This is a genomic window from Vibrio sp. V19_P1S1T109, from assembly GCF_002241375.1.
GTDB lineage: Bacteria > Pseudomonadota > Gammaproteobacteria > Enterobacterales > Vibrionaceae > Vibrio > Vibrio anguillarum.
Window position 1 is genome coordinate 1 of sequence record NZ_NDIM01000345.1, and the last position, 3,230, is coordinate 3,230.

Annotated in this window: 3 protein-coding genes; 2 read left to right on the forward strand and 1 reads right to left on the reverse strand. The window is 40.8% G+C overall.

Going from position 1 to position 3,230, the window contains the following annotated elements:
• Nucleotides 1-194 precede the first annotated feature (194 nt).
• Nucleotides 195-965, forward strand: coding sequence for an alpha/beta fold hydrolase (locus B9J87_RS16125; protein WP_094151716.1), 771 nt, complete (start codon nt 195-197; stop codon nt 963-965).
• A 1,162-nt stretch (nt 966-2,127) separates the two neighbouring features.
• Nucleotides 2,128-2,634 (forward strand): GNAT family N-acetyltransferase, encoded by a 507-nt coding sequence (locus B9J87_RS16140; RefSeq protein WP_094151718.1) that lies wholly within the window; start codon nt 2,128-2,130, stop codon nt 2,632-2,634.
• A gap of 212 nt (nt 2,635-2,846) precedes the next feature.
• Here B9J87_RS16140 and B9J87_RS16145 read toward each other — a convergent pair whose 3' ends face one another.
• On the reverse strand, nt 2,847-3,083 hold the full coding sequence (locus tag B9J87_RS16145) for an RNA recognition motif domain-containing protein (protein WP_013867767.1): 237 nt from the start codon (nt 3,081-3,083) through the stop codon (nt 2,847-2,849).
• Between the last annotated feature and the right edge of the window lie 147 nt (nt 3,084-3,230).

The window sequence follows — 3,230 nt, forward strand, 5'->3', positions numbered from 1 at the left end:
CAGTTATTAAGTACCTCGAAACGTAGTGCTAACAAAGCATTTAAGACGGATTCCCAACGCTCGGCATTTTTAGTTTACTTTGAATTTAGTGTTTACGGTACAATACTTTAAGTGCAGTGGTCTGCGTTGCTCACCACTTAATGCGGCGTTAGTTTTTTCAAGTCAAATCAATAAAAATACAGTTGGTCGGCAAAATGAAAAATAAAAATGGTTATATAGGCGTCAATGGCTCGGAGATTTATTACGAACTTTTCGGCAATCCTGAGGGTGAACCATTATTGATGCTTCATGGCGGCCTTGGTTCGCTGAATGAGTTAAGTCCCATTCACAAATATGTGTCTACAGACTATCAGTTGATAAGCATAGATTTTCGTGGTCACGGAAAATCACTCTTAGGTGAACTCCCGCTTAATTACATGCAGTATCAACAAGATGTCCAGCATGTTCTTAGTTATTTGGGTATTGAGAAATACTCAATTTTTGGTTTCAGTGACGGCGGCATCGTGGGTTATCGGTTGGCAGCAAAAGAGCCAGAAAGAGTGTCTTGTTTGGTTACACTGGGTTCGCAGTGGCGATTGGAGGCAGATGACCCATCAATGGAATTGCTAAGTGGTTTGACGGCTGAATTTTGGGTATCAAGGTTTGCAGATGATGTCGCATTTTATGAGTTATCAAATCCTAAACCAGATTTTCCTAAGCTTGTAGACATGGTAAAAGCCGTCTGGCTGGATACAACAGAATCTGGTTATCCAGACGAGTTAGTTGAAAAAATTCGTTGCCCGACGTTAGTAATGCGAGGTGATAATGACTTCTTGTTTTCGTTGGATGAGGCGGTGGCTTTAAAGTCGAAAATTGCAGGTTGTAGTTTTGCTAATATCCCATTGACAGCACATTCATCACATCAAGAATCACCAGAACTCGTGGGTGAAATACTAAAGCAGTTCTTGTCGCAGCACAAAAACTAACAAACGCCTCAAGAGGGACTGTCAACGCGTGGCGTTTCCAGTCCCAATGAGCCGAAGTGGTTACGGCTGTTGTGTTTGAGTTTAGTGGTAATGCGTTGCCAGCCCCTTAGGCGGGCGTTATGTTTAATCACGTAAAATCAGTAGCTTGTGTCTTTTCTTTACTCCATAAGTCATTCTGTTTTGGTCTTTTAGCAAGTTGGCATCGTTTGACGTTGTTTTTCGAACATTTTCCTCAATTTTTAAGTTAGAACGTCAGCTTTTGTGTTTTCTGTTTTCAAAGTTCAATTTAGTCAACCTTATGATTTAATTAAATTTTTAGCTTCTGGTTTTGATTGCAAAAGTAAGTCGGGTTAAACTTCAGCATAGTTGAACGTAAGGTATTGAATCTTAAACATAACAAACAGTTCAAGAGGGATTCACAACGCGTGGCATTTTTACTATGCGTTATTTTTAGTGTTTAAGGCGGTATGCAGCGGCTTCGGTATTGCGTTGTTCACCCCTTAACTGGGCGTTATGCTTAATCTCACAAAATCAATCGGTTGTGGCCTTTTCTCTGTTCCTTCAGCCATTCGTTCTTGTTTGTCGGCAATGATTAAAAGCTGTCGCTGTTTTGAAATGAATTGATGCTGTGAGTTTCGAGCTGTTGCCTCATTTTAGTTTTGAGCCAGTTCGTGTTGAGTTTCTTTTTCTCAAGTCGCTTTGAGTGATTTGGCTCCTTGGCTTATCGGCCAAAAGCGTATCGGCAATTTACTATTGTTTTGCGCTGCCTAATGAAAAGGCAATTTCGTTGGCGCTGTTGGTTCAGCGTTGTTGCCTCATTTGAGTTTCATGCCAGTTTGCTGTGAGTCTGGTTGGTCGGGTTTTCGTTAAAAAGGCATTTTGTTCTATTGATCGTGGTGAATTTATCTCAGTTTTTGTTCAATTCATGGTTTCGATCAGGTTAACGAATTTTGGTGCTTGGGTTGGTTTGAAAGTGTGAGTTATTCTAATGGTTGCTCAAACCTAAGTGTTTGAAGTTTAAGCATAACAAACGGTTCAAGAGGGACAGCCAACGCGTGGCATTTTTATTATGCGTTGTTTTTTGTGGTTACGGTGTTATGCGTAAGCTTGGTTGTGGCGTTGGCTGCCCCTTAACCGGGCGTTAAATTACAAGGATAGTTCAGTGGAAATAAAGGAAATTAATTCAACCTCTAGCGTCTCAGTTCAGTTAAATTCATTGCTTATAGATTGTGTTGAGAGTGGTGCTTCAGTCGGTTTTTTAACTCCGATCGACAGAGAAGAAATCGAGTCATACTGGAGTGGGGTAGAATCGGATTTAAAGTCAGGAAACCGTCGTTTATTTATTGCTCAAGATGAAAATGCCATCATCGGTACAGTTCAACTTTCTCTATGCTCTAAAGCAAATGGTTTACATCGAGGGGAAGTTGAAAAATTGATGGTTAAAACAAGTGCTCGTGGCCAAGGTGTCAGTAAGAAATTAATGTCACTGATGGAAAAAACGGCATTAGAGCTTAGTTTGCAGTTACTCGTTTTGGATACTCGCTTAGGTGATGTGGCCTCTTTACTATATCGTTCGATTGGCTACATCGAAGCTGGTCAAATTCCAGAGTTTGCGCGTAGTTCTAGCGGAAAGTTAGAAGCAACAGTTTACTTCTACAAGCAATTGTAATTTAACAAACGGCTCAAGAGGGATTGCCAACGCGTGGCGGTTTTAGTGCAAAATTGAAGTTCAGTGTTTACAGTGTGTTTTTTGAGTTCGGCGGTGCGTTGTCAACCCCTTAGCCGGGCGTTATGCAGTTCTACAGGTTCAACGGAAACTAAAAAACGTCAGCCCAATGTATTTGAACTGACGGAGCTTTACTCTTTTTGTCTATAAGGTGTTTATTCTGCGGCTTTTACTCTGATTTTGCTTTTAGCTACGTCAGAAAGGTTTAGGCTAGAAATTGCAGCATTAGCTTCGTTTTCGTTTGGCATTTCGACAAAAGCAAAGCCTTTTGATTGACCCGTTACTTGGTCTAAAACAAGCGTACATTCGGCTACGGAGCCATGAGCTGAGAATAAAACACGAAGTTCTTGTTCAGTTGTAGAGCGAGATAGATTGCGAACTAAAAGTTTCATAATGAACCAATTGGTAGTAAATGACAGTGCGAATTGTGGCAGCTAAAGATAAGTTTGGCTAAGCAATTCGTTCTCTATACTGAGTATTGGTTAAAAAACTGCATAACAAACGGCTCAAGAGGGATTGCCAACGCGTGGCGACTTTAG